General features: G+C 39.3%; 22 protein-coding genes. 15 read left to right on the forward strand and 7 right to left on the reverse strand.

Translation table 11 applies throughout. From position 1 onward, the window contains the following. The first annotated feature begins 65 nt into the window (after positions 1 to 65). The 3 genes from HW120_RS16195 to HW120_RS16205 are packed head-to-tail and all read left to right on the forward strand — an operon-like array spanning position 66 to position 2,359. On the forward strand, positions 66 to 827 hold the full coding sequence (locus HW120_RS16195; RefSeq protein WP_177735466.1) for a carboxypeptidase-like regulatory domain-containing protein: 762 nt from the start codon (positions 66 to 68) through the stop codon (positions 825 to 827). 18 nt (positions 828 to 845) lie between these two features. Next, the gene (locus HW120_RS16200) at positions 846 to 1,493 is read left to right on the forward strand and encodes a DUF2306 domain-containing protein (RefSeq protein ID WP_246297006.1); all 648 of its coding nucleotides are present in this window, start codon (positions 846 to 848) and stop codon (positions 1,491 to 1,493) included. Continuing rightward, positions 1,490 to 2,359, forward strand: a complete 870-nt coding sequence (locus HW120_RS16205; protein WP_177735469.1) for a YARHG domain-containing protein — start codon at positions 1,490 to 1,492, stop codon at positions 2,357 to 2,359. The genes HW120_RS16200 and HW120_RS16205 overlap by 4 nt, the downstream gene beginning before the upstream one ends. A 32-nt stretch (positions 2,360 to 2,391) precedes the next feature. On the opposite strand, the gene HW120_RS16210 is transcribed toward HW120_RS16205, so the two are convergent. Then, positions 2,392 to 3,060: a TrmH family RNA methyltransferase gene (locus HW120_RS16210; RefSeq protein WP_177735471.1), complete on the reverse strand. Its 669-nt coding sequence runs from the start codon at positions 3,058 to 3,060 to the stop codon at positions 2,392 to 2,394. A 59-nt stretch (positions 3,061 to 3,119) separates the two neighbouring features. On the opposite strand from HW120_RS16210, the gene HW120_RS16215 reads away from it, so the two are divergent. From HW120_RS16215 to HW120_RS16235, 5 genes are all read left to right on the forward strand, one after another. Next, complete coding sequence (locus HW120_RS16215; RefSeq protein WP_177735473.1) at positions 3,120 to 3,650, forward strand: RNA polymerase sigma factor; 531 nt, start codon at positions 3,120 to 3,122, stop codon at positions 3,648 to 3,650. Next, on the forward strand, positions 3,650 to 4,438 hold the full coding sequence (locus HW120_RS16220) for an anti-sigma factor (protein ID WP_177735475.1): 789 nt from the start codon (positions 3,650 to 3,652) through the stop codon (positions 4,436 to 4,438). Before HW120_RS16215 ends, HW120_RS16220 begins: the two co-directional genes overlap by 1 nt. Beyond that, positions 4,439 to 5,140: an SIR2 family NAD-dependent protein deacylase gene (locus HW120_RS16225; protein ID WP_177735478.1), complete on the forward strand. Its 702-nt coding sequence runs from the start codon at positions 4,439 to 4,441 to the stop codon at positions 5,138 to 5,140. It abuts the gene before it with no gap. A 67-nt stretch (positions 5,141 to 5,207) separates the two neighbouring features. Continuing rightward, complete coding sequence (purB, locus tag HW120_RS16230; protein WP_177735480.1) at positions 5,208 to 6,551, forward strand: adenylosuccinate lyase; 1,344 nt, start codon at positions 5,208 to 5,210, stop codon at positions 6,549 to 6,551. Positions 6,552 to 6,740: 189 nt separating this feature from the next. Next, positions 6,741 to 8,981 (forward strand): cation:proton antiporter domain-containing protein, encoded by a 2,241-nt coding sequence (locus HW120_RS16235; protein ID WP_177735482.1) that lies wholly within the window; start codon positions 6,741 to 6,743, stop codon positions 8,979 to 8,981. A gap of 57 nt (positions 8,982 to 9,038) precedes the next feature. On the opposite strand, the gene guaB is transcribed toward HW120_RS16235, so the two are convergent. From guaB to HW120_RS16250, 3 genes are all read right to left on the reverse strand, one after another. Continuing rightward, positions 9,039 to 10,511 carry an IMP dehydrogenase gene (gene guaB / locus HW120_RS16240; RefSeq protein WP_177735484.1) on the reverse strand — a complete coding sequence of 491 codons (1,473 nt, stop codon included), beginning with the start codon at positions 10,509 to 10,511 and terminating at the stop codon, positions 9,039 to 9,041. Between the two features lie 122 nt (positions 10,512 to 10,633). Then, on the reverse strand, positions 10,634 to 11,497 hold the full coding sequence (locus tag HW120_RS16245) for a hydroxymethylglutaryl-CoA lyase (RefSeq protein WP_177735486.1): 864 nt from the start codon (positions 11,495 to 11,497) through the stop codon (positions 10,634 to 10,636). 202 nt (positions 11,498 to 11,699) lie between these two features. Continuing rightward, positions 11,700 to 12,719: a quinone-dependent dihydroorotate dehydrogenase gene (locus tag HW120_RS16250; protein WP_177735488.1), complete on the reverse strand. Its 1,020-nt coding sequence runs from the start codon at positions 12,717 to 12,719 to the stop codon at positions 11,700 to 11,702. A gap of 131 nt (positions 12,720 to 12,850) precedes the next feature. Between HW120_RS16250 and HW120_RS16255 the strand changes: the two genes are divergently transcribed. The 7 genes from HW120_RS16255 (at position 12,851) to HW120_RS16285 (ending at position 20,593) form a co-directional block, all read left to right on the forward strand. Continuing rightward, positions 12,851 to 13,666 (forward strand): 2,3,4,5-tetrahydropyridine-2,6-dicarboxylate N-succinyltransferase, encoded by an 816-nt coding sequence (locus HW120_RS16255; RefSeq protein WP_177735490.1) that lies wholly within the window; start codon positions 12,851 to 12,853, stop codon positions 13,664 to 13,666. A gap of 4 nt (positions 13,667 to 13,670) precedes the next feature. Further along, positions 13,671 to 15,566, forward strand: a complete 1,896-nt coding sequence (locus HW120_RS17825; RefSeq protein WP_177735492.1) for a glycosyltransferase — start codon at positions 13,671 to 13,673, stop codon at positions 15,564 to 15,566. Positions 15,567 to 15,626: 60 nt separating this feature from the next. Then, positions 15,627 to 16,514, forward strand: coding sequence for a glycosyltransferase family protein (locus tag HW120_RS16265; RefSeq protein ID WP_177735493.1), 888 nt, complete (start codon positions 15,627 to 15,629; stop codon positions 16,512 to 16,514). 11 nt (positions 16,515 to 16,525) lie between these two features. Continuing rightward, positions 16,526 to 17,299, forward strand: a complete 774-nt coding sequence (locus HW120_RS16270) for a glycosyltransferase family 2 protein (protein ID WP_177735495.1) — start codon at positions 16,526 to 16,528, stop codon at positions 17,297 to 17,299. Positions 17,300 to 17,361: 62 nt separating this feature from the next. Beyond that, complete coding sequence (locus HW120_RS16275) at positions 17,362 to 18,354, forward strand: hypothetical protein (protein ID WP_177735497.1); 993 nt, start codon at positions 17,362 to 17,364, stop codon at positions 18,352 to 18,354. A 9-nt stretch (positions 18,355 to 18,363) separates the two neighbouring features. Beyond that, entirely contained in the window at positions 18,364 to 19,551 is a 1,188-nt protein-coding gene (locus HW120_RS16280; RefSeq protein ID WP_177735499.1) for a glycosyltransferase family 4 protein, read from the forward strand. A gap of 31 nt (positions 19,552 to 19,582) precedes the next feature. Next, entirely contained in the window at positions 19,583 to 20,593 is a 1,011-nt protein-coding gene (locus tag HW120_RS16285; RefSeq protein WP_177735501.1) for a glycosyltransferase family 2 protein, read from the forward strand. Positions 20,594 to 20,596: 3 nt separating this feature from the next. Here HW120_RS16285 and HW120_RS16290 read toward each other — a convergent pair whose 3' ends face one another. The 3 genes from HW120_RS16290 to pseG are packed head-to-tail and all read right to left on the reverse strand — an operon-like array spanning position 20,597 to position 24,597. Continuing rightward, positions 20,597 to 22,078: a capsular polysaccharide export protein, LipB/KpsS family gene (locus tag HW120_RS16290; protein WP_177735503.1), complete on the reverse strand. Its 1,482-nt coding sequence runs from the start codon at positions 22,076 to 22,078 to the stop codon at positions 20,597 to 20,599. Between the two features lie 24 nt (positions 22,079 to 22,102). Next, positions 22,103 to 23,161: a pseudaminic acid synthase gene (gene pseI / locus HW120_RS16295; protein WP_177735505.1), complete on the reverse strand. Its 1,059-nt coding sequence runs from the start codon at positions 23,159 to 23,161 to the stop codon at positions 22,103 to 22,105. A 2-nt stretch (positions 23,162 to 23,163) separates the two neighbouring features. Next, positions 23,164 to 24,597, reverse strand: a complete 1,434-nt coding sequence (pseG, locus tag HW120_RS16300) for a UDP-2,4-diacetamido-2,4,6-trideoxy-beta-L-altropyranose hydrolase (protein WP_177735507.1) — start codon at positions 24,595 to 24,597, stop codon at positions 23,164 to 23,166. Between the last annotated feature and the right edge of the window lies 1 nt (position 24,598).

The following is a 24,598-nucleotide window of genomic DNA, read 5'->3' on the forward strand; positions in this document are numbered from 1 at the left end:
TTTCTTGTAATATAATGTAGAAACTGCAAAATATCCCTTACTTTTAGACCAATCTAATGACCCGTATGAGATTTTTTGCAGTTTTTTTATTTTCACTACTTTCACTGGTAGTACAAGCACAGGAAACACCAACAACTGTTTCCGGAATTGTCGTGAATGCTACGACTTTACTTCCCAAAAGCAACGTAAACGTTGTGAATATCAATACCGTTAAAGGAACTACATCTAACGGTCATGGTGAATTTACCATCGAAGCGAAAGCTAACGATACCCTTCACTTTTCGTTCCTGGGTTTTGAATCCATTAAGGTTCGGGTAACCAACGACTGGCTTAAAAATAAAAACACAAAAATCAGACTTACCGAAAAAGCGTATGCTCTGGAAGAAGTTATCATCAACAAATACATCTTAACCGGATATCTGGAAGTCGACACCAAAATACTTCCGCTCAACGAGAATTTCCGTTACCCTATTTCCGGTCTTCCGTACGGATATGAAGCCGGAGATCACTCTCCAAACAAAATCAGCCGCGTTTTAGGCTCCCTGTTCAATCCTGCCGATTTACTGTACAATTTCTTCGGAAAGAAACCGAAAGAAATGAACAAACTTAAGGAGATGAAAAAGGATGATGTAATCAAAAACCTGCTGGCATCGAAGTTTGACAAAGAAACGCTAGCCGCACTTTTAGGTATTGATGTTAAAGAAATAGGTGAAATTTTACAGCGTTGCAACTATTCCGAAACGTTTATACAAACCGCAAATGACCTCCAGATCATGGAAGCCATCAGCAGTTGTTATGAAGACTACAAGATTCTGAAAAGAAAATAAAACACGCTTTACCGCAATATGGAGCAAAAAATCACTAAAGCATTTAATTATTGGAAATGGCTTTGGCTGGTTGTTTTTTGCGGGTTCTTTTACCTGATGCTGGACATCACGCTCCGGTATATTCCTTACCGGTCTGACAGCGCCTTTTTACAGATCAAACAACACGAAGTAACAAGTGTTTCCGGCTACCTGCCGTTGTTTTACCTGCATGTTTACAGCGCTATTTTTGTATTAATAGCCGGTTTTACACAATTTAACGATACCCTTTTAAAGCGCTACCCGAAAGTCCACCGGCTCTTTGGAAAAATATACGTGTATACCGTTTTATTTTGTGCCGCTCCTTCCGGATTGTTTATAGGCTATCATGCCAATGGCGGATTTTCAGCCAAAGTATCCTTTATCCTTTTAGGCACACTATGGTTCAGCTTCACCCTGCTGGGCATTTTACAAATCTATAAAAAGAATCGCATTGCCCATCAGAATTTTATGCTCAGAAGTTTTGCTTTAGCATTTTCTGCCATAACTTTACGACTATGGAAAGTGATTCTGGTTTTTCTTTTCCAGCCCAATCCTATGGAAGTGTATCAGGTAATTGCCTGGCTGGGATGGATTCCTAACATATTGCTCATCGAATGGTATATTCAATCTAAAAAACGTAAAACATGAAGAAATTTATTTTTTTAGCGCTTACAATAATCATAACCGCCTGTAATTCCAAAGAAAAGAAAGTTGAGAATTCCATAGAAAAGACCGCTGCAAACGAAGTTGTAAAAGAAACCAACACGGAACTGTACGGCTCGTGGGTGGGTGATTTTATTCCCGAAGAGCAAAACAATCCGGAAGAATTTTCACCGACCAACAAGATTAATATTATCCTAAAAAAAATCACTCCGGATCAGGTTATCGGACAAAGTGTGGTTGCCGGAAACAACCGCCCGCTCATTGGAACCCTGACCCAAAACGGCAATACGTTTTCTTTCAGCCTTAAAGAACCGGGAGATCACAAATATGACGGCTCCTTTGCATTTACCATTACAAACGATACACTCACCGGAACCTGGACGGCAAACGACAAAAAACTGAATGTTACCAAAAGAAGTTTTAAACTGACCAAAAAGCAATTTGTATACGACCCGAAATTAATGCTGCCGGACGAAGAGGAATACATTGACTGGTACAATCCGAAAACGGTTCAGGTAACCGATGAAGAAGAAACCTATCCGGAAGATTATTACCGGCAGGCATCCGAAAACATCACCATTCTTAACGCTTCCACACAAAAGCTAAGCGATAACGATTTAAAAAACCTGAAAAAGCTGGATCTGGAAATCATCCGCAATACCATTTATGCGCGTCACGGTTATACTTTTAAGAAAAAAAGCATCCGCCAGTTTTTTGATCCGGTGGAATGGTATATTCCGGTATCCGAGAATGTCGACAACGAACTGACGGCACTGGAAAAAGAAAATATCGTTTCGTTAAAACGCTTTGAAAAATATGCCGAAGACAATTACGACACTTTTGGCAGATAATAAAAATAAGGAGGAATTAATGTCCTCCTTTTTTATTGTTTCTCCAGGTATTTCCGGGTAATAAAATCAATATCCTTGATGGATTTCCGGGCCCAGTCGATTCTCTTTTCCAAAACTTCGGCTTCCGTCAGCTTCCAGTCAATATCCGATTTCCGCAATCGCGTAGATATATTCTGAAGGATAATCGCCGCCGAAACGGAGATGTTCAGGCTTTCCGTAAAACCAACCATTGGAATTTTAAGATAGCCATCTGCCTGCTGCATCACTTCTTCCGATAATCCAAGCCGTTCCGTTCCGAAAAAAATAGCCGACGGTTTTGTAATATCAAAATCTTCCAGCAAACAATCATCATCGTGAGGTGTCGTGGCAATAATCTGATAACCGCGTGCTTTCAGGTTGTCAATACAATCCTGATTCGAATTAAAACGGTGAATATCCACCCACTTTTCGGCGCCCATCGCAATTTCTTTGTCAATTTTCTTTCCAAAACGCTGTTCTACCACGTTTAATTCCTGAATACCAAACACTTCACAACTTCTCATTACAGCACTTGTATTGTGGAGCTGGAACAGGTCTTCTACAGCCACAGTAAAATGCTTGGTTCTGTTTTCCAAAACTTTAACAAAGCCATCCTTACGGTTTTCTGTCATGAAATTTTCGAGGTAGGCCAGATATGCTGTATCTAAAAAAAGAGATTCCATTAAAAAAGGGTGTGATTATAAATTTTGTTTATTAACTTAGTCGGAGTTAATTTGCTCCTATGACTCAAGAAGAATTATTGCCACAAATCTACAAAAAAGACGACAAAGCGTTCACTCTTTTGTATGAGATGTATGCCAAAAGTCTCTACGGCATCATTTATAATCTGATAAAAGACCGTGAAGAGGCAGAAGATGTCCTTCAGGAAACCTTTGTGAAGATCTGGAAAAATATGGACAGCTACAATGAAAGCAAAGGGCGTTTTTTTACCTGGATTCTCAACATAGCCCGTAATACCGCTATCGACAAATTACGTTCTAAAAACTTTAACAATAATCAGAAAAACTTATCTTCTGACAATTTCGTACATATACTCGATGACAGTTCGAAAACAAATAACAAAATTGATACTATTGGAATTCAGGAGTTTGTCAAAAAACTAAAGCCGAAATGCATCCAGCTGATTGATTTGCTGTTTTTTAAAGGCTACACCCAGCAGGAAGCATCCGAAGAACTGGAAATACCTTTGGGTACGGTTAAAACGCAGAACAGAAATTGTATTAATGAATTAAGAAACTTACTTGGAGTATAATGAACACGAGAGAATATATAGCGTCTGGAACCCTTGAATTGTACGTTTTCGGAAAATTATCCGAAGAAGAAAACCGTAATGTTCAGGAAATGGCAAATGAATTTCCGGAAGTAAAACAGGAAATTGAAAGTATCGAACAAGCCGTAATCAATTTATCGTATAGTGTTGCCCCTAATTTGTCGTTGGACAACTTCAATACCATCAGGGAACAGCTTTTAGAAAGAGAAGCCACTGTTGTGACCATGAAACCAAAATCGGCCTGGACACAATATCTGGGCTGGGCTGCTTCCATCGTATTACTGTTAGGAGCCGGATTTTTATACTTTGAAATGAATCAAAGGGATATTTTACTGAAAGACAGCAAAAAGGAGAATCAGTCGTTACAGAAATCAGTAGTTACCCTGGAAGAAAAGAATAAAGCTACCGAAACCGTTTTAAACCTTATCCAGGACGATAAAAACACCGTAGTGGCACTTGCCGGTCAAACAGTAGTACCGGAAGCCAAAGCAAAAGTGTACTGGAACAAAGAAAATCAGGCCGTATATGTAGATGCTGCCGGTTTACCGGAACCGCCTAAAGGAATGGTTTACCAGGTTTGGGCATTAAAACTGAATCCTTTAACGCCAACCAGCATCGGATTATTAGAGCAAACCGGAATTGTAGGGAACTCAAAAATATACAAAGTTGACAATGCAGCCGAAGCCGAAGCTTTTGGTATCACGTTAGAACCAGCCGGCGGTAGTGCTTCGCCAACATTAGAACAATTGTACACCTTAGGAAAAGTATAAATGAAAAAGAAACTGGTGGTTCTTTCCGGTGCCGGAATCAGCGCAGAAAGCGGAATTAAAACTTTTCGCGATGCCGACGGTCTATGGGAAGGACACGACATCATGGAAGTGGCGTCCCCTATTGGCTGGGCAAAAAACAAAACACTTGTTTTAGATTTCTACAACAAACGCAGGGCACAGCTTTTAGCGGTGCAGCCCAATACAGCCCACCAGATTCTTGCCGCATTAGAACAGGAATTTGAGGTACACATTATTACTCAAAACGTAGACGACCTTCACGAACGTGCCGGCAGTACAAACGTATTGCATCTTCATGGCGAACTGTTCAAAGTGAGCAGTACCCGGAATCCCGATTACATCCTGGACTGGAAAACCGATTTGAATATCGGTGATACCGATCCGGAAGGCAATCAGCTGCGACCGCATATCGTGTGGTTCGGAGAAGAAGTACCGGCCATCGAAACCGCCGTTCCAATCGTTGAACAGGCCGATTACTTACTGGTTATCGGGACTTCATTACAGGTTTATCCAGCCGCAGGGCTGATGCATTACACCCGGAATACCACTCCCGTTTATTATATCGACCCGAAACCGGCTTCGATCGGCAGCCTCAGTAATCCGCTGAAAGTGATTCCGCTATCCGGTTCCGAAGGGATGAAAGTGCTTCAGGACGAGCTTTTAAGTGCACTCAAAAAGATTTAAAAATGTTTTTCCAGAAGTTTTTGTAAAAGCTTATCTTTGCGGTTATTAGAAAATAACACAACAACAAATGCATTTAACCGAACTTAGTGCTATATCGCCAATAGATGGACGTTATAGAAACAAAACCGTTTCCTTATCTCATTATTTTTCTGAAGAAGCTTTAATCAAATACCGCGTATTGGTAGAAGTGGAATATTTTATTGCACTTTGTGAGTTGCCTTTACCGCAGCTGGCTAACGTGGATAAAAACCTGTTTGGCGACCTGCGTAAAATCTATGAGGATTTTTCTACTGAAGAGGCACTTTGGATTAAAGAAACCGAAAAAACCACCAATCACGATGTAAAAGCTGTAGAATACTTTATAAAAGCAGCTTTTGACAAACTGGGATTGCAGCAATACAAAGAATTCATCCACTTCGGACTGACTTCACAGGATATCAACAACACCGCTATTCCTTTATCGACTAAAGAAGCATTCGAAAAGGTATATGTACCGTCACTGATTAGTGTTGTTTCCCGATTAAAAGAATTAAGCATCGAGTGGAAAGACGTTCCAATGCTGGCACGTACACACGGGCAACCGGCTTCTCCAACCCGTTTGGGCAAAGAAATCGGTGTTTTTGTAGAGCGTCTGGAAGAGCAGATGCGTTTGTTGTTCAACGTTCCTTTTGCGGCTAAATTTGGAGGCGCAACCGGAAACTACAATGCACATGTTGTGGCTTACCCGGCTATCGACTGGCGAAAATTCGGGAATAATTTTGTAGAAGAAGCTCTGGGATTACACCATTCCTTCCCTACTACCCAGATTGAGCATTACGACCACTTTGCAGCATTTTTTGACGCTTTAAAACGTATCAATACGATCCTTATTGATCTGGACAGAGATATCTGGACTTATGTTTCAATGGATTATTTCAAACAAAAAATCAAAGCCGGAGAAATTGGTTCTTCTGCTATGCCACATAAAGTAAACCCGATTGATTTTGAAAACTCGGAAGGAAATTTAGGAATTGCCAATGCTATTTTCGAGCACCTTTCTGCAAAGCTTCCGCTATCAAGATTACAGCGTGATTTAACCGACAGCACCGTTTTGAGAAATGTTGGTGTACCGATCGGGCATACCATCATCGGATTTGAAGCGACCTTAAAAGGATTGAACAAATTGCTTTTAAATGCAGATAAATTCGAAGAAGATTTAGAGAAAAACTGGGCTGTTGTTGCCGAAGCAATACAGACAATCTTAAGACGTGAAGCCTATCCGAATCCTTATGAAGCTTTAAAAGATTTAACGCGAACCAATACCGTGATCAACAAAGAAGCGATTCATAATTTCATCGGTACGCTGAATGTTTCTGATACTATTAAAGCAGAGCTTTTAAAAATCACACCAAGCAATTACCTGGGAATTTAATCCCGGATCCGGTAACTTTTAAAAAGTACTCCAAAATCCCGTCAGCGGAAAATTATTTTCTGCTGACGGGATTTCTGCTTTTATATTATAAATTTATCTTAAAATGACAGTATATTAACTCTGGTTACTTTCATAAATACGCATTATTTTATAACTTACACAAATCGTAAAATCCCTATAAAAAAGCCTATGCTAACAGCCGAAACAGTAACTAATGCCTCACACCATTTATATCCTTTAATCAGTGATTTGGGATTAATCTTAATGACAGCCGGAGTATCGGTTTTATTATTTAAAAAGATCAAACAGCCCCTTGTTTTAGGATATTTAGTTGCAGGTTTTTTAGCCGGAAATAACTTTGACTTCTTCCCTTCCATAACCGACATCAAAAGCGTTGAAGTCTGGGCAGAAATCGGGGTAATCTTCCTGCTGTTCAGTCTTGGTCTTGAATTTAGCTTTAAAAAACTGATGAAAGTGGGCGGCACCGCCTCGATAACCGCCATAGTCCAGATCATCTCGATGATTTTTGTGGGTTACCTGTCCGGACAATGGATGGGCTGGTCCCAAATGGACAGTATCTTTTTGGGAGCTATATTATCCATGTCATCCACCACCATTATCCTCAGGGCTTTTGACGAACTGAATGTCAAAGGAAAAAAATATGCCGGAATTGTATTTGGTGCTTTAATTGTAGAAGATATCGTTGCCATCTTGCTGATGGTTCTATTATCGACCATTGCGGTAAGCCAGCAATTTTCCGGAGGAGAATTGTTTGAGTCCGTTTTAAAGCTCTTATTCTTCTTAATCTTATGGTTTGTAGGCGGAATCTTCTTCATTCCTACTTTATTAAAAAAAGCAAAGAATTTACTAAACGAAGAAACCCTGTTAATCATCTCGTTAGCCTTGTGTTTAATGATGGTTATTTTAGCAACAAATGCCGGATTTTCTCCTGCCTTGGGCGCTTTTATCATGGGTTCCATCATTGCCGAAACCACTCAGGCCGAAAGAATCGAACACCTGATCAAACCGGTAAAAGACCTGTTTGGTGCCGTGTTCTTCGTATCGGTAGGAATGTTAATCAATCCGGACACACTTGTGGAATATGCCTTACCGGTATTCCTGATAACCTTAATTACAATCTTTGGAAAAACCATCAGTACCGCTGCCGGAGCCTTAATTTCCGGGCAACCGTTGAAACAATCGGTACAGGCCGGTATGAGCTTGGCGCAAATCGGGGAGTTCTCCTTTATTATCGCTACTTTGGGTATGACCTTAAAAGTAACCAGCGATTTCCTTTATCCTATAGTGGTAGCGGTTTCTGCCGTAACCACATTTACCACCCCGTTTATGATTAAAATGTCGCTTCCCGTTTATGAAAAACTGGAAAAGATACTGCCTCAAAAGTGGGTTACAGCCATTGATACGTACAGTACAAACTCCCAGTCGATTAAAGCGACCAGCAACTGGCAGATTGTATTAAAAGCAAAACTGACACAGATTGTTATCAACTCGGTAATTATCATCGCGATTATACTCTTATCGGACAGGTATATTTCGCCGCTGGTAGCCGATTCCAAATTTGGTAATGCCGTTGCCGCGCTGATTACCTTAGTGATCATAGCCCCTTTCCTATGGGCGCTTTCACTGAGAAGAGTTGCCGAAAAAGCAATGGATGAACTGCGTAAAGAACGCAAATACCGGGGTCCGCTAATCATGCTGATCTTAACCCGTATGGGACTTGCCTTGTTTTTTATCGGGTTTTTACTAAACAACTTCTTCTCACCCATAGTAGCCTTTTTAGCCTTAATTATCGCAACGGCATCGTATTTTATTTTCCCTAAAAAGCTGCACGCCCAATATGAAAAAATAGAAAATCACTTCCTTAAGAATTTCAACGACCGGGAAATTGCCAGAGCGCAGAAAACAAGAGACGATTTAACTCCCTGGGATGGTCACATGGCAAATTTTGAAATTGCCAAAGAATCCAACCTTGCCGGTAAGAAATTACAGGACTTGAAAGTACGTGAAAAATTAGGCGTTAATATCGCCTTTATTAAGCGTGGGGAAATCATGATCAATATACCAACCCGGACGGAACGTTTATTCCCCGGAGATGAGATCTGTGTGATCGGAACAGACGATCAGGTGCAGAACTTTAAAGCCTATCTGGACCAGAACGAAATTGAAGTACCGGAAACGGTAGCCGATGCCCAGATTGTTTTACAGCAATATGAACTTAATAACGAAGATTTTATCGGGAAAAGCATCCGCGAATCGCAATTGCGGGAAAAAACCGGTGGTCTGGTTGTGGGTATCGAACGCAACGGCGAACGTATCTTAAATCCGGAATCGCATTTAGTGCTGGAAAAGAATGATATTTTATGGTTAGTGGGCGATAAAAAACTATTATCCTCTTTCTTTAAAAACTAATACATAAAAAAAGACCGTTTCAAAATTGAAACGGTCTTTTTTTATGTCCTGTAAATATTATCTGGAATAGTTAGGAGCTTCTTTTGTAATGGTTACATTATGCGGATGGCTTTCCCCGATTCCGCTGGCTGTAATTCTCACAAATCTTCCGGTTTCCTGCAGCGTTGCAATATCTTTAGCACCACAGTATCCCATACCGGCACGAAGTCCGCCTACAAACTGAAGCATGCTTTCGTTCAACTCTCCTTTGTATGGTACACGTCCAACGATTCCTTCCGGCACTAATTTCTTAACATCGTCTTCCACATCCTGGAAGTAACGGTCTTTAGAACCTTCTTTCATCGCTTCAACCGATCCCATTCCTCTATATGACTTGAATTTTCTTCCTTCAAAAATAATGGTTTCACCCGGTGATTCTTTTGTTCCTGCTAAAAGCGATCCCAGCATTACACAGTCGGCACCGGCAGCAATTGCTTTCGGAATATCACCTGTATAACGGATACCGCCATCGGCAATAACCGGAACACCGGTTCCTTTTAAAGCAGCAGCTACTTCTAAAACCGCCGAAAACTGAGGGAATCCAACACCTGCAACCACACGGGTAGTACAGATAGAACCCGGTCCGATACCTACTTTTACAGCATCGGCACCATTTTGGGCTAAATATAAAGCCGCTTCCGGTGTTGCAATATTACCTACAACAACATCCAGTTCCGGGAATTTTTGTTTTACTAATTTTAAAACATCAACCACTCCTTTTGTATGTCCGTGTGCTGTATCGATAATCACCGCATCCACACCGGCATTAACCAAAGCCGTAGCTCTGTCTACCGCATCTGCCGTAACGCCTAAAGCAGCCGCAACTCTTAATCGCCCGAACTTGTCTTTATTTGCATTAGGTTTTTGCGTTAATTTTGTAATATCTCTGAAAGTAATTAAACCGACTAATTTATTGTCTTTGTTAACTACCGGTAGTTTTTCGATTTTATTGGCCTGTAAAATTTCTTCTGCAGTTGCTAACGTTGTTCCTTCGCCAGCCGTTACCAGATTCTGAGAAGTCATTACCTCAATAATGGAACGGGCATTGTCTTTTTCAAAACGCAAATCACGATTGGTAACAATTCCTTTTAAAATCTGATTGTCATCTACAACCGGAATTCCGCCGATACTGAATTCACGCATTGCCAGTTTAGCATCACCTACAGTCGCATTAAGCGGTAAAGTAACCGGATCGATAATCATTCCTGATTCGGCACGTTTTACTTTACGAACTTCACCAGCCTGCTGCTCAATGGTCATATTTTTATGCAAAACACCAATACCGCCTTCCTGTGCCATAGCAATAGCCATTGCACTTTCGGTAACCGTATCCATCGCTGCGGAAACAACAGGAACGTTTAAAGTGATGTTTTTTGAAAATCTCGTTTTGATACTTACTTCTCTGGGAAGTATTTCTGAATAATTTGGAACTAGTAGAACATCATCGTAGGTTAGACCTTCCCCGATAATTTTAGCTGTGTGTGCTTTCATTTGCAATTTGTAGTTGAATTGCATGCAAATATAACACATTTATCCTTTTTGATAAAATGGTTTTAACGAAATATTAAAAAAACAAGCTGTTTTTCTAAAAAAAATGTATACGCTTAAAAGAATTAATGATAAACGGTGAAAATTTTCAAAGCTTCATTATAAGCACTCTCAAAACTCATCGGACTTAATCCTGTATCTGCTTTTTGAGAAGTGAAATAGGAAAGCATCTTTTCTGTAGGCATGTTTCCGGTTAAATCGTCTTTTGCCATCGGGCAGCCGCCGAATCCCTGGATGGCACCATCAAATCTTCTGCAGCCGGCTTTGTAAGCCGCATCTACTTTTTCAAACCATTTATCGGGAGTGGTATGCAGGTGCGCACCAAATTCGATATGCGGGTATTTTGGGATCAGGTTGGAAAACAAATAAGAAATCACATCCGGTGTGGAAGAACCTACCGTATCCGAAAGCGAAAGGATTTTCACGCCCATATCCGATAATTTCTCCGTCCACTCGCCAACGATTTCCACATTCCACGGATCACCGTAAGGATTGCCGAATCCCATTGATAAATAGGCCACTACTTCCTTATTGGTAGCTTTGGCAATATCCAGGATCTCCTGCAGGGTCACTAACGATTCTGCTATGGTTTTATGGGTATTCCGCATCTGGAAGTTTTCCGATATGGAAAAAGGGAATCCCAGATATTTGATTTCCGGAAATTGGGAGGCATTTACCGCTCCCTGTGTATTTGCTATTATGGCCAGTAATTTACTTTTTGTCTGCGACAAGTCCAGTTTCGCTAAAACTTCGGCAGTATCCTGCATTTGCGGAATTGCCTTAGCCGAAACAAAACTTCCAAAATCGATGGTGTCAAAACCCACACGCAACAGGGATTGTATGTACTGTACCTTCTTTTCTGTAGGAATAAACTCTTTAATGCCCTGCATGGCATCTCGCGGACATTCTATGATTTTAACGTGTTCCATAATGTTTCAAAGATAGTGGAAAGTTGACAATTTTCAAATAAGACCATGCTTCCGGAATGGTTTGCGGCTGCTTTTGTTAAGCATCCGCATCCAAAACAATCACGTTCAGCCGGTTAGCCGCTTTGAATTTTTACAGCACCACAAAGTTTAACATATCAAGGTTTGCCCTTAATCGTTAACCCTTAAATATTTCAATCCAGGATTATTGCTGATTTAGTATTTTTTTGTTTATCGCCTTTATCAGCGCCGGGCCTTCATAGATAAATCCGGTATACAATTGCACCAGACTGGCTCCTGCATTCAGTTTTTCCAGGGCATCTTCGGCAGAATGGATTCCTCCTACTCCGATAATCGGGAAGGCTTTTCCGCTTTTTTCCGAAAGAAAACGAATCACTTCGGTCGCTCGTTGCGTTAACGGCTTACCGGAAAGTCCGCCGGTTTCGGTTTTGTTTTCAGAAACCAGGCCGTCACGCGATATGGTCGTATTGGTCGCGATAACGCCGGCAATCTGTGTTACCTTAACAATATCAATAATATCCAGTAACTGATCGTTTGTTAAATCCGGTGCTATTTTCAGCAAAACAGGCTTCGGTTTTGCTTTCGTCAGGTTTTTGTTCTGCAGTGTCTGCAACAAATTGGTCAGCGGTTCTTTATCCTGCAGCGCTCTCAGATTGGGTGTATTGGGAGAACTCACATTAACCACAAAGTAATCAACATAATCGAATAAGGCATCAAAGCAGATTTCATAATCGCTTGTCGCTTCTTCATTAGGCGTGATCTTATTTTTTCCGATATTCCCGCCTATCAGTACCCCATTGTTTTTTTTCAGTCTTTCAACCGCTTCCAGAACACCGCCATTATTAAATCCCATTCTGTTAATCAGCGCACTGTCGCCCTGCAAACGGAACAATCGTTTTTTCGGATTTCCGTCCTGTGCTTTAGGTGTTAACGTACCGATTTCGATAAAGCCGAATCCTAAACCGGAAAGTTCTTTATACAACCGGGCATCTTTATCAAATCCTGCTGCCAGCCCTACCGGGTTTTTGAATTTTAAGCCGAATACTTCCCGTTCAAGCCGCGGGTCATTTATCCCGTAAAGGGATTTCATTATGGACGGAAAGCCAGGGATTTTATTAGCAAAACGTATTGCCGAAAAGGTAAAATGATGGATCTTTTCCGGATCGAAACAGAAAAGAACAGGTCTGATAATTGATTTGTACATAAGTGTTGTGTTGTTGTGCAAAAATAGAAAATATTTGCGATGCACAAGAAATTAAACGACGGCTTCAAAAACTATGGCTTTCTATTTTATTTTAAAAAGAATGGGACTATATTTGCTAAAAATCGAATTTTATGAATGCCTTACAGTCTATAATTGAGCAAGCATGGGAAAACCGTGCGTTATTACAGGAAGAAAAAAACACCAACGCTATCCGGGAAGTTATCGAATTACTGGATTCCGGAAAACTACGAGTTGCCGAGCCTGTAACGGACGGATGGCAGGTAAACGAGTGGGTAAAAAAAGCTGTAGTAATGTACTTCCCGATCCAGAAAATGGAGACTTTGGAGGCAGGAATATTTGAATATCACGACAAAATGCCTTTAAAAAGAGGGTATGCCGAAAAAGGAATCCGTGTGGTTCCGAATGCCGTAGCCAGACACGGTGCCTATATTTCCAGTGGTGTTATTTTAATGCCGAGTTATGTTAATATCGGTGCTTATGTAGATGAAGGAACGATGGTAGATACCTGGGCAACCGTTGGAAGCTGTGCCCAAATCGGGAAACACGTCCACCTGAGCGGCGGTGTTGGTATTGGCGGTGTATTGGAACCGTTACAGGCAGCTCCGGTAATCATTGAAGACGGTGCTTTTATCGGCTCCAGATGTATTGTTGTAGAAGGCGTTCGCGTGGAAAAAGAAGCGGTATTAGGCGCTAACGTATGCCTGACAGCATCTACCAAAATTATCGATGTTACCGGTGAAACACCCGTAGAAATGAAAGGTGTGGTTCCGGCGCGTTCGGTTGTGATTCCGGGTAGTTATACTAAAAAATTTGCAGCCGGCGAATACCAGGTTCCCTGCGCTTTAATCATCGGAACAAGAAAACCTTCAACAGATTTAAAAACATCATTGAACAACGCCCTTAGAGAGTACGACGTTGCTATATAATGAAATGAATGTTAACCCAAAAATATCGGCGTTAGCCATAATTTTAAATGAAGAAGACAATATTCGGGATTACCTCCACAATATGTCTTTTGCAGATGAAATAATTGTAGTTGACTCCTACAGCAGCGATAAAACCTTAAGCATAATTGCCGAAGATTTTCCGCATGTTAAGGTCGTACAGCGCGAATTCGATGATTTTTCAAGTCAGCGTAATTTTGCTATCGGCTTAGCTTCAAACGACTGGATTACCTTTTTTGATGCCGATGAACGCGTTACCGAAAACGGAATCCGGGAAATTAAATCTATCGTTGCTTCCGGTACGGAAGAAGTTGCCTTTTGGGTAAAAAGAACGTTTTATTATTCTGAAAAGCCCATGTTTTACGGCGGTCAGAATCAGGATAAAGCCATTCGTTTATTTAAAAAATCAAAGTGTAAATATTCCGATAAATTAGTGCACGAGCAACTGATTTCAAACGGAAAAACCGGTATTTTAAAAGAGATCATCCATCATTATTCTTTTAAAAATAAAGAAAACTTTTTAGGAAAGCGGCTGCAATACTCCAGGCTGAGAGCGCAGGAGCTTTTCCTGAGAGATAAAAAACCGAATGCTTTCCATTTTTATATCAAACCGGCTTTTCGTTTTTTTAAACATTATATAATCGAGTTTGGTTTTTTAAATGGAGCCCAGGGAATATCTTTGGCAAAAATAATGTCACAGCACGTTTATATGCGCTATGTTTATTTACAGCAACTGCACGAGAAACTGTCGGCTCCGTCCGGCGGAAAGCTTGCTATCGGATATGAAGCCAAACGTGTTTTTCACAACCGGACAGGTTTAGGAAACTACAGCCGGGATTTGGTGCGTATTCTGAGTCATTTTTACCCGGAAAACAGCTATTTCCTTTACAACCCGAAACCCGCCGGAAAAAAGCTTTTCACTACAGAAGCCGAGAATATTTCCGAAAAATTGCCGACAGGCTGGTTCAACCGCAAATTTTATAATATCTGGCGGCAGTTTACCATTGTTTCCGATCTGAAAAAAGACGGGATCAGAATATTTCACGGACTGTCCGGCGAATTACCATCCGGCCTCAAAAAAGCGGGTATTAAAAGTACGGTGACCATTCATGATTTAATTTTCATGCGTTATCCGGAGTTTTACTCCTACTTTGACCGGAAAATACATTTTTATAAGTTCAAAAAGGCGGCTAAAAATGCCGACAGAGTAATTGCCATCAGTGAGCAGACAAAGGAGGATATTATCCGTTTCCTGTCTGTCCCGGCATCCAAAATAGACGTTATCTATCAGGGCTGCCAGGATGTCTTTAAAGAAAGCTTTACCGAAACGGAAAAACAGGCTGTAGCGGAGAAATTCCATTTACCCAAACAGTTTGTGCTGAATGTCGGTACAGTGGAAGCCCGGAAAAATGTCCTTATCGCTGTAAAAGCCATTAAAAATATCGACACGCATCTGGTTATTATCGGCGGTGAAACGGCTTATACCAAAGAAGTCAAAAAATATATCGAAACACATCAGCTCCAGGAAAAAGTTATTTTCCTGAAAGGGTTAAGCAGCAAAGAATTAGCTATTACTTACCAGCTGGCTACCATTTTTATTTACCCGTCCCTATTTGAAGGCTTCGGAATCCCGATTGTAGAGGCTTTATATTCCAGAACACCTGTTATTACTACTAATTCCGGTGTTTTCCCGGAAGCAGGTGGCCCTGACAGTATTTATGCTGATCCGACAGATAGTGCCGAAATAGCCTCAAAAATAGAATTACTTTTAAATGATGCCGAATTAAGAAAAGAGATAACGGAAAAAGGTTATATGTTTGTACAGAAATTTAACGATTCCGTGATTGCTGATAAAATAATAACGTTGTATAATTCTCTTTAAAAAAAAAATCAATAGTTTCGTTTTACAGAACGAATCATAAACAGAAAAAAATCCCCCCACATGAAAGTCGCCGGTTTTACTTTTATCCGCAATGCGGTCCAAAACGATTACTCCATTGTAGAGGCCATCACGTCTATATTGCCAATTTGTGATGAATTCGTTGTAGCACATGGAAATTCCACTGATACTACACTAGATCTGATTAAAAGTATCAACTCCCCTAAAATCAGAATCATCCAGACCGTTTGGGATGATACGGTTCGTGAAGGCGGAAAAACGTTTGCTCTGGAAACCGATAAGGCTTTTCACGCAATCAGTCCGGATATGGACTGGGCATTTTATATTCAGGGTGACGAATGTGTACATGAAAAATACCTGGATACCATTAAAAAAGAGATGGAGATCTGCCTGAATGACGATCAGGTGCAAGGATTATTATTCAATTACACCCATTTTTACGGTTCTTACGATTATTATGCCCACTCCAGAAGATGGTACCGCAGAGAGATCAGGGTGATCCGGAATTTACCCGGAATGCAGTCTTATAAGGACGCACAGGGATTCCGCTATAAAGGAGAAAAATTAAAAGTAAAGCATATTGACGCGTCCATTTATCACTATGGCTGGGTAAAACCGCCAAGCGGCCTGAAAACAAAAGTAAAAAATACCGGTCGTTTTTATAACAGCGATGATGAATGGATTGACAAAACCTATAATGAAAATTATCAATTTGACTATGGAAATGCAGAAAGGTTATTAAACTTTAAAGGCACCCATCCAAAAGTTTTTCAGGACAGGGTTTCCCGCAGCAACTGGAAATTTTCATTTGATCCGACAAAATTAAGCAGCAATTTAAACTTCAGAAGAAAATTTTTAGCTAAAATTGAAGATTTAACCGGTATGCGTTTGTTTGAATACAAAAACTATATCATCGTAAAAAGAAGTTAAATAACATTGTAATGTCTCAAAACAATAACGTCAAGATCAGTGGTTTGATAATCACCTACAACGAAGAGAAAAACATTCGGGAAGTTATCGAATGTCTGGATTTCGTAGAGGAAATTATTGTACTGGATTCTTTCAGCAGTGACCGTACTGTTGAAATTGCTGCCTCATATCCAAAAGTAAAAGTCATTCAGAACAAATTTTTAGACTATACTTCGCAGCGGAATCTGGCTCTTAAAAATGCTTCCAACAACTGGGTCTTATTTTTAGATGCCGATGAAAGAATTACTCCGGAATTAAAAGAAGAAATCCTGAATGAGGTAAACAAACCCGAAACCAGGGATGCTTATTTTTTCCTGAGAAAATTCTATTTTAACCAAAAACCGATACATTTTTCCGGTACTCAAACCGATAAAAATTACAGACTCTTTAAAAAGGAAAAAGCCCATTATATCCCTGAAAGGCTGGTACATGAAACCTTAAAAGTGGACGGAACAGTGGGCATATTGAAAAACAAACTACTGCATTATTCCTACGACAACTATGAGGTTTATAAAAAGAAAATGATTAATTACGGTATATTAAAAGGGAAAGAGCTTTTCCTGAAAGGAAAAAAATACAGCATTTTCACGCATTACCTGAAAACCGTTTTTAAATTCATAAGAGCATATCTGCTCCGTCTGGGAATTTTAGACGGGAAAAGCGGGTTTATTCTTTCCTATTTACAGGCTTTAAGTGTACACCACACCTATAAATCGTTAAAAATAACCCAAAAACAAAATATATAACTGATTCTCACGATATAAGTCATAGATAATAAAACTTTTATTTTTTTAATTAACATACCCTGATGAACAAAAAAATTTGTTTGATAAGCTTCGATAACTGGCAGTATGACAAATACATTATCAAGTCATTACAGCATAAAAATATTGATGCCTATCATATCAATCTAGGAAGTTATAAACATGCCAATTTATTATCTAGGGTCATTAATTCATTCTCTAAAATATTCCTGAGAATAAACTTAAAGACAAAGAAAAAACAGGAACATATCCTTGCCGAACTTCAGAAGAACGGTATGCATGATATTATCCTGGTTATCAATCCCGATGTTATTGAACTGGCTTATCACCAACAAATTAAACAGCATACCAAAAAATATATCGCTTATTTATACGACAGCCTGCACCGGTGTCCTGTAGATCATTTGCTGAAAGCCGATTTATTTGATGAGATTTATTCTTTTGATGAAGAAGATGCGAAAGCCAACAACTTCACCAAAATGAATAACTACATCTATTTTGACAAGCAGGAAATTCCTGCCGAAAAACCAAAATACAAAGCGATAACCGTTTCTTCTTTCGATAAACGCTTCCCGGTATACAATGCTATTGCGAACCAGCTGGAAAAAATGCAGTATCCGTTCAATTTCATTTTTGTGAGCCATAATATGCGGTTTAAAAAACTGAAATTCAATTCTAAAGCAGCAGCAGATCTGAAAACCAACAAGCTTTTAAAATTCCAGTCTAAAAAAATCAGACTGAAACAGCTGTTAAAACTATATGCCGAAGCCGAAGTTATTTTTGACATTGTCCAAAACAGGCAAACCGGACTGAGTTTCAGGGTTTTTGAAGCCATGGGAATGCAGAAAAAACTGATTACGGATAATAAATCCATCACCAAATATCCGTTTTACAATCCGCAGAACATCCTGATTGTGGACAGGGATAATCCGGTTATTGAAAAAGATTTTTTAGAAACGCCTTATCAGCCCATACCCGATGAGATCTACAATCAGTACACTATAGATACCTGGGTTAATAAAATTTTTAAACTGTAATTCAACTATATGAACATCCTGATCCTCACAAGAGAATACAAGCACCCCTTATTGCCACCCTGCGGCGGAACCGGTAATTTCAATGCATTACTGGCCAAAGAACTGGTTAAAAGAGGGCACAAGGTTCAGGTATTCGGTGTGTTGAAGACCAATATCGATTTTGAAGACGAAGGGGTTCAGGTACATTATATCAAAAGCCTGTTTAAAAGGAATGTTTTTTTAAATTTCCTGAGATCCATTACCCAGAAAATTCCTTTTCTGATGCCGTATCACTTTCAGTTACATGAAAGAGAGAAAAAGGACATCAGCAAAAAGCTCTATTCTTTTATAAAGAAACAGCAGCTCGCTGTTGATATCATTGAAAATCATGACTTTGAAGGACTTTCGTTATTTCTGGACAGCTCCATTCCCTATGTTGTAAGATGCCACGGTTCTTTTTCGGTACTGGAAAAATATTTCCATTACAAGGTGGAAGCCGGGCGGAAACATTGCGAAAGAGAGGCTTTTAAAAAGGCTAAAAACGTAATTGCCGTTTCAAAATTCTCGGAGCAGGTCAACCGGGAACTATTTGGTGTTCCGGATTTCAAACTGATTTACAACGGGATCAATGTTCAGGAATTTCAACGGGATACGACTGTAAATACAATCCCCTATTCCCTGTTTTATATGGGGAACTGCTCGGTCGAAAAAGGAGCCGATACGGCTTTTAAAGTGTTTCAGATTCTGGCAAAGCAGTTTCCGGAAGCCACTTTACATTATGTTGGCAGAGCGACACCTTATCAGGAAGAACTGCAGCAGGATATTAAAGCGGCCGCTTTAACCGAAAAAGTTATTTTCCACGGCTATCAGCCCAAAGAAAGCATTATCAGACTGCTCAGCAGTGCCAACGTGATTATCTGTCCTTCCAAAGGGGAGAATTTCAGTCTGGCATTACTGGAAGCTCTGGCGCTGTCCAAACCGGTCGTTACTTCGGGTATCGATTCTTTTAAAGAAGTAATTGTTTCGGGCGATAACGGTTTTATCTGTGAAACCGAAAACGATTATGTAACACATATCAGCGATTTGTTCAAAAATCCGGCGCTGGCTGGCGAAATAGCCGAAAATGCCCGAAAAACAGTAGTGGAAAACTTCAGTATCGAAAAGATGATGACCGAAACGGAAGACTACTATACCGCTGTAATTCAAAAACATTCTTAACTTTCCAAAACGAACCTTTCTTTTACCTACCATGACAAAGCCAACACTATCCGTAATTATGCCGGTTTTCAATGCCGAAAAATACCTGCAGGAAGCTATTGACAGTATCCTGAATCAGACATTTTCCGATTTTGAACTCCTGATCCTGAACGATAAATCGACCGACAACAGTAAAGCGATTATTGAAAGGAATGCGGCCAAAGACCCGCGTATTGTTTTTATTGATAAGGTTGTAAATGTTGGCCCTGCCAATTTAAGAAATGAAGGTTTTGAAACGGCACAAGGTACATTTGTTGCGTTAATGGATGCCGACGATATTTCCAAACCGGATCGTTTTGCCAAACAGATAGACGCTTTAACCCAAAATCCTGAAATTGGGGTTTGCGCAACTTTTTATACGCTTTTCAGAGAAAACGGAAAACGCCAGTTAATCAGTGTGCCAACGCAGCATGCCGACATTAAAAGGGCTTTTCTTTTCTACAATCCTATTGGAAATCCAACAATTATGCTTCGAAAAGAGGCGTTAAAAGATTTCCGTTTTGACAATGATTTCGTTCCTATCGAAGACTATGAGCTTTGGAACCGACTGCTTGATGAAACCACATACATAAACCTGCCGGAATCTCTGTTGGATTACCGCTGGCATGACACGAACATCAGTCAGACCAAAATTGACAATGTTAATCGCGCCTTACAGAAAATCCGCCTGGCACAGCTGGAAAAGAATTTTGGCATTGCCGCTACCCATCCCAACATTAACGGTTTTTTGAATGCCCTTGATTTTAAAAGAGGTTTAGCGCCCGAAGCGATCATCGGTACCATTGAAGCTGCCAAAGCCTTGTTTGCCATTAACAACAGGGAGCATCTTTACAACGAAAAAGCGTTTGAGAAGCAGATTACCCAAATTGTAGTGCGAACTATCCGGAAATCTAAAGAATACAACAAATCGTTCCTGAACTATCTGAAAACCGACGGTAAGGTTTTCTATCAGAAAGTAAAATGGATCGACAGAATAGTGATTATGTTGAAATCGTTACGATAGCTTTTATTGTCCGGAGAATTTTTTGACATAATATCTTGCTTTTCTCCAGATTCGGCTTGCCCGTATCCGTTTTCCTCTGTAAGTACCTCCCGCAATATTAATCGGCTCATAGTATTTATAATCGAATCCAAAGCTCTCATTCCAATAACCATATTTTAAAGTCGCTTCTTTATCAATCATCGGAAAAACAAAATTATCATCGTTGATAGCGGAAATTACTTCTTCATGGTTTTTAGGAATAAAAACACAATTTAGCTTTTCATAGGCTGCATGCCCTAATAATATCACATTTTTACCGGCAAATGCAGCTTCTGCTCCTACAGTAGAACCAAATACGATTATGATATCACTTTTATTAATCAGTGCATAAGTATCAATACTGTCTTCTGCTTTTATAATTTCTATTGAAGGGTATTTTTTCTCAATCTCGTTTTCTATAAATCGATTTTGACTATTATCCAGGCCTTTTAAATTAGGATGTACACGCAAATATAACTTTACCTTATCATTGTCCTTCAGGCTTTCACATATCCTTTTTATACCTTCATTATCATTAGGGTAAAAATAGGGTCCGAAACCTTCAAGACCTTCATATTCATCTAATGACGAGTTAAAAATCGTTACAATTTTCCTGTCGGTATTAATACTCGCTGGCAGATTCCCTTCCTGTTGTTCCTTTGTAAAGGAATACCAGGCATCTTCTACTCTTTTTATTCTATTCAAATAGAACATTTTACCAATTTCGACTTTATCATCGATGGCGTTCTCCCACAAATATTCCATTTCCTCAGAAACGGTTTGTATGGAATGCGGTATGGAATTGACTCTAAATAGAAATCTATTTATTTTCCCTCCTCTTTCATGAGTTGCATAGTCCAGTTTTCTTTCCTGGCATACTCTCAGAAGCGGCCTGTTTTCTATAAATCTTCCATTAAAGAAGATGACCAGATCCGGTTTAATCTTATCAATAACTAATTGAAATGTTTCATATAAATAGGCTCCGGTTAAAAGGCCTCTAAAAATAAAATCCTTATGTTCTTTTACATCCGGTTCATGGTTTCTTGTATATGAAACCAAAGACGAAGCAGTGGCCATTCCGGAATCGTATGTTTTGAATGTGAACTTTTTTAATGACTGAATATCTTCAAAAGCATCAGGTGCATGGAATTGTTTCGTTTTAAACGCTTCCATATTTAAAAAATCTTTATAGTGAAGAACATGTAGATTTTCTCCTTTCTGATTTATCTTCTGTATAAATTTAGAGCTGTTTAAAACTCTGGAATAGCAAACTTTACAATCAACACCAATATGTTTGGGGTTTTCAAAACATACTTTAAAATCGCTTTTACAGATAAGCCAATATATCGTATTTCCTTGTTCTAAAAGCCGTTCTACGATTTCCATCTCCGTTTCTAAATGCGGCGTAGGATGATAGGTAGTCTGTACAAGGATTGTTTTATTGAAAATAGAATCTATATTGGTCATTCGAAAAGATATTGAAATGTAATTTTATTTATTGTCTGCAAAATTTAATTGCATAGGCGTTCCTTTAGCTAAATCAACCAAAGCTTTTGTTCCGATTAATTCATTATAATATTTTGGATGTACTCCAAAACCCGGACGAACGGAACGCAGGTTTTTAGCCGTAAAAACGTCTCCGGCTTTTATATCTTCTGCAATATATAAAGAACGGCTGAACTCTCTTCCTTTAACTTGTTTTTCGGTTAATTCATAATCTACCGTACCGGAAGCTTTTTCAGCTTCCCTAACCGCTTTTACCATTGCGGTAAACTCTTCTTCATTCATTGAAAACGAAGCATCCGGTCCTCCGATGGCACGATCAATTATAAAGTGTTTCTCTATGATTTTTGCGCCAAAAACCGTTGCTACAATAGGAACCGTACTTCCCATGGTGTGATCCGAAAGACCGCTGATCACGCCGTATCTTTCGCTTAAATCCTTAACCATACACATGTTTGCCTCTTCTATTGGAGCAGGATAACTGGAAGTACATTTCAATAAGGCAACCTGTGTATTTCCTTTTCTTTTACAGGCATCCAAAGCTAACTCAATGTCTTCCTGTACAGCAATTCCCGTTGAAATTATAACGGGTTTTCCCTTTGATGCTACATACTCAATTAATGGAATGTCTGTAATTTCAAAAGAAGCAATTTTATAAGCCGGTGTATTCAGTTCTTCCAGTAAATCTACCGAACTGAAATCGAAAGGAGATGAAAAACAAATCAAGCCTTCTTTTTTAGCTGCTTCAAATATTTCCTTATGCCATTCCCAGGGTGTGTAAGCTTCCTTGTATAGATCATAAAGGTATTTTCCATCCCAGATAGTTCCTTGTTTTAAACGAAAATCATCCGTTTTAACATCTAAAGTTATTGTATCGGCTGTATAAGTCTGTAATTTGATGGCATCCGCACCCGCTCTTTTGGCTGCTTTTACTGTTGCCAATGCGTTATCCAGGCTGCCATTATGGTTTGCAGACAACTCTGCAATAATAAAAACCGGGCTTTTTTCATCAATGTGAAAAGTGTCTATATGGAATGACTTTGTCATGATTATTCAATTGAAATTTCAAATTTACTATTTTCTTTGTCTTCAGTTTCTAAAAAACCTAATGCCCTGAAGGCTTTTAAAGACGGAATATTATCCTTGATAACAAAACCAATAATTGTATTACCCGATAATCCTGTTTCTGAAACAAGCTGTTTCAGATAATCTACTCCTTTTTTAAGGATTTCTTTACCCAATCCATATCCGTGATAATCCGTTCCCAATAAATAGCTTATAACAAAATTTCCCGCTACACGATCAAACCGTATGGATCCTATGGGTTTATTTGCTATTTCTGCTATCAGATATATACATTCCGGATTATTAACCTTCGATTGGAACCACGCGACATGTTCTTCCCGCAAAATTTCATTTTTATTAAATGAAAACCGGCGTATTTCCGGATCTTTTGCCCATAAAAAAGTAGTTTCAGCGTCTTCAATCGTTGCCAGGCGCAAATTCATTCCCTTATGCATCTTTATCCTTTTAAAGATCTTTAAAAGCCTTTCACCAGATAATCCGTCTATAACATTTTTATTCAAAGGTACCCTGTTTACAGCCTTTTGAACAGCTTCGTTTAATTCCTTTGGTTCAAAATCATGGGCATCATAAAAACAATTTTCATTTTTATATGCACTATAGATAAATTTCTGATTTTCAACATAAGTCCCGGAAATCACATTGCAGCCTACCGAAAGTACTTCATTTAAAATTCCACTTGAAGGTACAACTGCCAAATCTGATGCCACCATAAGCTCCATTATCTTCCTCTCATCAATACCGTGAAAATGTTCAATTCTTTTATCAGAATCAATAACGGTTTTCAGCTTGTTTATCTGTTCAAATGCAACTCCGGTAACAACAATAATCCGTTTAAAAACAGGAAATGCCGTTATTGTAGCGACTGTCTTTTCTGTAAGATTTTTAAAGTCTGAACCTCCGAAACAGATAAAAACAGTTTCCAGGTTTGCAACCGCTTTCTTATTTCTTGCCTGCTCTAAAAACAACGGTCTTAATAGGGCATATTCCGGTCCTAATGCAAATTGAGTCGTTACAAGTGCATTATAGTTACCCGGACTAACATTGGGTGCATGATTAATGATAAGGTCTGCAACATACTCTTTATCAAACAGATCATCAATGCAAACTAATGTTGCGGCAGTGTTTTTTATACTTTCCTGATATGCTAAATCAAAATGATAACCATCCAAAACAACAATGTCATTCTTTGTTGGTAAACTCAAAAAAACGGCTTCATTTTCAATTTCCAGCAATTGAAAACGCGCCTCTTCCAGATCTTTTTTTATTTTATCCGGAATACATCTACACACAAAAGTGATTGAAAAATCGGATTGGAGCATTTGTGCCAATGCAAAACACCGTATTAAGTGCCCCAATCCTATTTGCGAATTTCCATCAACTCTTATATAGATATTCATA

The sequence above is a fragment of the Flavobacterium inviolabile genome, from assembly GCF_013389455.1.
GTDB classification, from domain to species: Bacteria; Bacteroidota; Bacteroidia; order Flavobacteriales; family Flavobacteriaceae; genus Flavobacterium; species Flavobacterium inviolabile.